The 6,742-nt window shown below is 71.6% G+C and carries 6 protein-coding genes; 4 read left to right on the plus strand and 2 right to left on the minus strand.

What is annotated here, in order from left to right; translation table 11 throughout:
* Positions 1-21 precede the first annotated feature (21 nt).
* Positions 22-804 (plus strand): SDR family oxidoreductase, encoded by a 783-nt coding sequence (locus ACVMLK_RS10085; RefSeq protein WP_422922050.1) that lies wholly within the window; start codon positions 22-24, stop codon positions 802-804.
* Between the two features lie 22 nt (positions 805-826).
* On the opposite strand, the gene ACVMLK_RS10090 is transcribed toward ACVMLK_RS10085, so the two are convergent.
* Positions 827-1,564, minus strand: a complete 738-nt coding sequence (locus ACVMLK_RS10090) for a TerC family protein (RefSeq protein ID WP_198367565.1) — start codon at positions 1,562-1,564, stop codon at positions 827-829.
* Positions 1,564-2,472, minus strand: coding sequence for a lipid kinase (locus ACVMLK_RS10095; RefSeq protein WP_198367566.1), 909 nt, complete (start codon positions 2,470-2,472; stop codon positions 1,564-1,566). Before ACVMLK_RS10095 ends, ACVMLK_RS10090 begins: the two co-directional genes overlap by 1 nt.
* Before the next feature lie 215 nt (positions 2,473-2,687).
* On the opposite strand from ACVMLK_RS10095, the gene ACVMLK_RS10100 reads away from it, so the two are divergent.
* From ACVMLK_RS10100 to ACVMLK_RS10110, 3 genes are all read left to right on the plus strand, one after another.
* The gene (locus tag ACVMLK_RS10100; protein ID WP_198367567.1) at positions 2,688-3,380 is read left to right on the plus strand and encodes a phosphatase PAP2 family protein; all 693 of its coding nucleotides are present in this window, start codon (positions 2,688-2,690) and stop codon (positions 3,378-3,380) included.
* A gap of 92 nt (positions 3,381-3,472) precedes the next feature.
* On the plus strand, positions 3,473-6,214 hold the full coding sequence (gene mbhE / locus ACVMLK_RS10105; protein WP_457486318.1) for a hydrogen gas-evolving membrane-bound hydrogenase subunit E: 2,742 nt from the start codon (positions 3,473-3,475) through the stop codon (positions 6,212-6,214).
* Entirely contained in the window at positions 6,211-6,660 is a 450-nt protein-coding gene (locus ACVMLK_RS10110) for a sodium:proton antiporter (RefSeq protein ID WP_457486319.1), read from the plus strand. The genes mbhE and ACVMLK_RS10110 overlap by 4 nt, the downstream gene beginning before the upstream one ends.
* Positions 6,661-6,742: the final 82 nt, after the last annotated feature.

Raw genomic sequence — 6,742 nt, forward strand, 5'->3', positions numbered from 1 at the left:
GACAGGGAGAGCCACGGGACCATGGATCTGCAACTGACAGGATGCGAGGCGCTGGTCATCGGCGGTTCCTCAGGCATCGGGCTCGCCACCGCGGCCCTGCTGCTGCGGGAGGGCGCGCGCGTGACCATCGCGGCGCGCGACACTGGCCGGCTTGAGGCCGCCGCCGGCCGCCTCGCGGCCGAGACCGGCACCCGGCCGGAGACCGTCCCCTGCGACCAGTCCGATCCGGCGCAGCTCGCCGCGCTCGCCGCGCGGTACGAGGGGCGGGGATTGCAGGCCCTGGTCTGCGCCGCCGGAGGCAGCCACCGCTCCGCCTTCGAGGCGCTGACCGACGCGCAATGGCTGGCGAACTACGAGTTCAACATCCTGGGCCCGGTGCGCGCCGTGCGGGCCATGCTGCCGGCGCTGCGCCGCGCCGCGGGCGCCCGCGTGGTGCTGCTCGGCGCCGTCTCGGCCCGGCAGCCCACGGCGCATCAGGTGGTCTCCAACACCCACAAGGCGGGGCTGCTCGCGCTGTCCAAGACGCTGTCGCTGGAGCTGGCCCCGGACGGGATCGGGGTGAACACCGTCTCGCCCGGCCGTGCCCTGACGCCGCTCTGGCAGGGCCGCGCCGCCGCCATGGCGCGGGACGAGGGCCTGACGGAGGAGGCGGTGCTGGCCCGCGTCGCCGCCGACATTCCCATGGGCCGCCTCGCCACGCCGGAGGAGGTGGCCGCCATGGTCGCCTTCCTGGCCGCGCCGGTCTCGGCCTATGTCACCGGGCAGGCGGTCGCGGTGGATGGCGGCCTGCAGCGCGGCGTCTGAGCCGCGCGGCCGGGGCGCCCCCTCAGCCCCGCTGCCGCGCCCGGGCGCGGCGGGAGAGCAGGTTCAGCCCTTCCACCGCCACCGAGAAGGCCATGGCGGCATAGATGTAGCCCTTCGGCACATGCGCCCCGAAGCCCTCGGCGATCAGCGTCATGCCGATCATCATCAGGAAGGCGAGGGCCAGCATCACCACGGTCGGGTTGGCCTCGATGAAGCGGGCCAGGGGATTGGCCGCCAGCAGCATGACGGTGACGGCCGCCAGCACGGCGATGACCATGATGGGCACATGCCCGGTCATGCCCACCGCGGTGATGATGCTGTCGATCGAGAAGACCAGGTCCAGCACCAGGATCTGCGCGATGGCGGCGCCGAAGGTCAGTTGCGCCTTGCCGGAGAACATGTCCCCCTCCGGCGGCGGATCGACGTTGTGGTGGATCTCCTTGGTGGCCTTCCAGACCAGGAACAGGCCGCCGGCGAGCAGGATCAGGTCGCGCCAGGAGAAGCCCTGGCCCAGCACCTCGAAGACCGGCGCGGTCAGCCGCACGATGATGGCGACGGTGCCGAGCAGCGCCAGGCGGAGCACCAGCGCGAGGCCGATGCCGATATAGCGCGCCCGCTCCCTTTGCCCCTCCGGCAGCTTGTTGGTGATGATCGAGATGAAGATCAGGTTGTCGATGCCGAGCACGACCTCCATGGCCACGAGCGCGGCGAGCGCCACCCAGGCGGCGGGATCGGACGCCAGAACGAGGAGCTGGTCCATCACGGGAGAGGTTCTCCGAGGGGAAAGGCGGGTGCGAAGACGCGCACGGCCTTCGGCCGCAGGCGGAAGCGAGCGGGGGTCTTGGCCGTCAGCTCGCCATCGGTGTTGACCTGCATCGGCCGGCGGGTGCGGACCTCGCAGGCCGTGGTCGGGAAGGCCCGCACGTCCCGCCACTGCCCATGCGTGCCGCGCCGCAGGAAGGGCAGCAGTGCCAGGAGCCGCCACCAGTGGTCCAGCTCCAGGCTGTAGACGTCGAGCTTGCCGTCATCGGGGCGGGCGTTGCTGGCCACCGTCATGCCGCCGCCATAGTGGCGGCCGTTGCCGACGGAGACCTGGATAGTCTTCACCTTCTCCGTCACCCCGTCATGGGTGATCCAGGCGGTGAAGGGGCGGGTGCGGCGCAGCAGGCGGAAGGCGGCCAGTGCATAGCCGAGCTTGCCCCAGCGCTTCTTCTCCTCCCGCCCCAGCCCGCGCGCCAGATGCGCGCTGAAGCCGATGCTGGCGACATTGAAGAACAGGTGCCCGTTCACCTCGCCGAGATCGATCGGCCGCAGCAATCCGGCGGCGATGACCTGCGCGGCCGCCACGGGGTCCGGCTCGATGCCCAGGCTGCGCGCCAGGTCATTGGCGGTGCCGAGCGGCAGGATGCCGAAGGGCAGGCCGGTCTCGACCAGGGCGGGAGCGGCGCCATTCAGCGTGCCGTCGCCACCGCCCAGGATGACGGCGGTGAAAGCCTCCGCGGCGTGTCGGCGGATGACGTCGGCGGGCGTCTCCCCCTCCCGGCAGGTGGCCTCCTGCAGCCCCCAGCCCGCTGCGGTGAGCACCGCCAGCGCCTCGTCCAGCGCGGCGCCGCCGTTGCGGGCCTGCCGGTTGACGATCAGCAGGGCCCGGCGACGCGGATCACGCATGGCGCTGCCCGGCACGGAGCCACGCGATGATGTCAGTCCCCCTCATGCTTCCCCGGCTCTACCTTGGCACTCTCTACCCTGCACTGGGCGGCAAACGCGTGGCGGAGGGGCGGGATGCGCGGAGCAACCGAATCTTCCCGCCCGCGTCTTGGCTCTCAGTAGAGAGGAGAGTGGGGATGGCGCCTGCCTTCGGAAGGGCCGGGAGGCCTGGCGGGATGGAGCGTCCCGCCGGGCCCGCGAGATTCGGCTGGGGACAGTTCGCCACCCTGGCGGCGCTGCTGGTCTGCGCCGGCGGGATGCTCGCCTTCGCCGGCCTGATGGACAGCGCCCTCGACGGCGATACGCGCGACTTCGACGAGGGCCTCCTGCTCGCCCTGCGCCGGCCGGGCGATCCGGCCGACCCGATCGGGCCCTTCTGGCTCGAGGTCATGATGCGCGACTTCACCGCGCTGGGCAGCCACGCGGTGCTGCTGCTGATCGGGCTGGTGGCGCTGGGCTACATCCTGATGCTGCGGAAGTGGTTCTCCGCGCTGCTGCTGGTGCTCTCCTTCGGCGGCGGCATGGCGCTGAACAGCCTGCTCAAGCTCGGCTTCGACCGCCCCCGCCCCGAGTTGGTGGCACACCTGGTGGAGGTGCACACGGCGAGCTTCCCGAGCGGTCACGCCATGCTGTCCGCCACCTGCTATCTGACACTCGGTACCCTTCTCGCCGGCGTGACTGAGGCAGGGCGGCTGAAAGCCTATATCCTCGGCATCGCCATCCTGCTGGCGCTGCTGGTCGGCGCCAGCAGGATCTATCTCGGCGTCCACTGGCCGACCGACGTGCTGGCCGGCTGGTGCCTCGGCGCCGCCTGGTCCATGGCCTGCTGGCTGGTGCTGCGCGGCTGGCTGGCCTGGAGAAGACGCTAGGGCGGGCCCGGCCCGCTCACTTTCTCGTGCAACGAACAACATGTATATAAGTTAATCTTTTGGCGGCTGCGGTATGGAGGGGGACAGGGTCATTGAGTATCGGGTTGCTACTGGGCCTGGCGGTGCTGGGCGCCCTCCTGGCCGCGCCGGTTTCGCATCTGACGGGCCGCTTCTGCGGCTGGGCGCTGGGCCTCCTGCCCGCCACCCTCTTCGCCGGCTTCCTCTCCATGGCCGGCACGGTGGCGGGCGGCGAGGTGATCGGCGCGCGGCTGCCCTGGGCGCCCTCGCTCGGCATTGACCTCGACTTCCGCCTCGACGGCTTCTCCCTCCTCTTCGCCCTGCTGATCACCGGGATCGGCGCGCTGGTCGTGGTCTATTCGGGCGCCTACATGGCGGAGAAGCAGCCCGCCACCCGCGCCCGCTTCCTGACCCTGATCCTGCTGTTCATGACCGCGATGCTGGGCGCGGTGCTCTCGGACAACCTGATCAGCCTCTTCGTCTTCTGGGAGCTGACCAGCCTGCTCTCCTTCCTGCTGATCGGCTTCGAGAGCCACAGCCCGACGGCGCGGCGCTCGGCCATTCAGTCGCTGCTGGTGACGGCGGGCGGCGGGCTGGCGCTGCTGGCCGGCATCCTGCTGATCGGCGCCACGCTCGGCAGCTTCTCCCTGTCCGAGGCCGCCGCCCGTTCGGACGAGATCCTGGCCAGCCCCTGGCGCACCTGGATCATCCTCTTCGTGCTGCTCGGTGCCTTCACCAAGTCGGCGCAGTATCCCTTCTACTTCTGGCTGCCCAACGCCATGCAGGCGCCGACCCCGGCCTCGGCCTACCTGCATTCGGCGACCATGGTGAAGCTCGGCATCTACCTGCTGGCCCGCTTCGAGCTGGTGCTCGGCGATGCCGCGCTGTACCGCGAGGCGCTGGTCGCGGTCGGCTCCGTCACCATGCTGGTCGCCGCCATCCAGGCCCTGCGCGCCACCGGCTTCAAGGCGGTGCTGGCCTATTCCACCGTCGCCTCGCTCGGCATCCTGGTGATGCTGACCGGCCTGGACGGCGAGGCCACGGTGGTCGCCACCGTCGGCTTCATCCTGGCGCATGCCTTCTACAAGGCGGCCCTCTTCTTCTGCGCCGGCACGGTGATCCACGCCACCGGCGAGGCGACGCTGCGCAAGCTCGGCGGCGTCGCCCGCTTCCTGCCGCTCACCGCCGCCGCCGCCGTCCTGGCCAGCCTGTCCATGGCCGGCCTGCCCCCCTTCATGGGCTTCATCTCGAAGGAGGTGCTGTTCGAGGCGCAGCTCGCCAGCTCCTGGGACGCGGCGCCGGTCGTCGTCGCCGTGCTGGTCAACGCGGTGATGGTGGGCATCGCCGGGGTGGTCTCGCTGCGGCCCTTCTTCCTCAACCGCCACCGCACCACGGCGGTGAAGCATGGCGAGACGCCGGGCCTGCTCTTCGGCCCGCTGGTGCTGGCCCTGGCCGGCCTGGTCTTCAGCCTCTGGCCGGAGGGGGTGAGCCAGTATGTCATCGCCCCCGCCGCCTCGGCCATCCGCGGCGAGCCGGTCGAGGTCAGCTTCAAGCTGTGGCACGGGCTGACGCCGATGCTGGCGCTGAGCGGGCTGGTGATCGTCGTCGGCGGCCTGATCCTGATGCTGTGGCAGCCGATCCATGCCGGGCTGCGCGGGCTGAAGCGGCTCGACCGCTTCTCGGGCGACCACGGCTACGAATGGGGCATGCGCCGCCTCGACGAGCTGGCCGAGGCCACCGCCCGGACCCTGCAGCACGGCGATCTGAGGCGCTACCTGGCCACGATCTTCGCCACCGTGCTGCTCCTGGCCGGCCTCGGCCTGGCGATGAGCGGCGGGCTGGCGCTCACCTCCCAGGACCGGCTGCGCCCGGAGGTGCTGGGCCTGCTGATCATCGGCCTGGCCGGCGGGCTGACCGCCGCGCGGGCGGATTCGCTGCTCACCGGCCTGGTCGCCGTCGGTCTGGTCGGGCTCTGCATCGCGCTGATCTTCCTGCTCAACGGCGCGCCGGACCTGGCGCTGACGCAGTTCTCGGTCGAGGCCCTGCTGGTCGTCCTGCTGACCGCCACCCTGCTGCGCCTGCCGCTGGAGCCCGGCATCGCGCGCAGCGAGGCGGAGCGGCGGCGCGACGGCCTGCTGGCCGCCGGCTTCGGGCTCCTGGTCTTCCTGGCGCTGCAATCGGTGCTGTCGCAGCCGCTGGACACGCGCCTCTCCGACTACTTCGCCCAGGCCAGCTACCCGGAAGCCTTCGGGCGCAACGTGGTGAACGTCATCCTGGTCGATTTCCGCGCCATGGACACCTTCGGCGAGACCGCCGTGCTGGGCTTCGCCGCCATCACCGTCTGGGCCCTGCTGCGGCCGCCGGCGGGGCAGAAGGAGGATGGCGGCGGCCAGGGCTCCTCCGCCCTCGTGCTGCGCGCCATGGACCGGATCTTCTTCGTCATGCTGGGGGTCGCCTCGCTGTGGATCCTGCTGCGCGGCCACAACGAGCCGGGCGGCGGCTTCATCGGCGGGCTGGTCGCGGCGCTGGGCTTCGCCATCGTCGCCCTGGCCAAGGGCGTCGGCGCGGCGCGGCGCCTGCTGCGCCTGCATCCCCTCGGGCTCGCCGGCGCCGGCCTGCTCTTCGCCCTGCTGAGCGGCCTGCCCGGCCTCGCGCTGCACGGCGCCTTCCTGCAGCACCTGTGGTTCAGCCCGGTGATCCTCGGCGTGGAGGTGAAGTTCGGCACCACCCTGTTCTTCGATATCGGCGTCTATCTCGTTGTCCTCGGCAGCGTGCTCGCCTTCCTCTTCCGCCTCTACCGGGAGCCCGCCCGATGATCCTGCTGCTGAGCGCCGCCATCGCCCTGCTCGCGGCCTGCGGGGTGTTCCTGATGCTGTCGCGCAACCTGGTGCGACTGGTGCTCGGGATTTCCCTGCTCTCGACCGCGGTCAACCTGCTGATCTTCGCCATGGGGCGGATCGGCACCACGGTGCCGCCGCTCATCCCGCCCGGGACGCAGAGCCTGACGCCGGCCGCCGCCAACCCCCTGCCGCAGGCCCTGGTGCTGACCGCCATCGTCATCGGCTTCGCGCTGGTCGCCTTCCTGGCGGCGCTGGTGCTGCGCCTCTACGGCCGCTTCGGCACCCTCGACAGCCGCGAGATCGACGCGGCCGAGCGGCTGGGCGACCCCTTCTTCGAGCCGCCGAGGCCGGAGAGCCCGAGGCCGGCGCCCGGAAGGCCGGCGGCCGGAACGCCGCCGGCGGAGGCCGCGCGGCATGCGTGACGCCGCCCTGACCCTGGCCCCCGTCGCCCTGCCGCTCGGCGGCGCGGCGGCTGTCGAGCTGCGCCTCGGGGGCGATGCGGCG

Source organism: Teichococcus aerofrigidensis, from assembly GCF_054073225.1.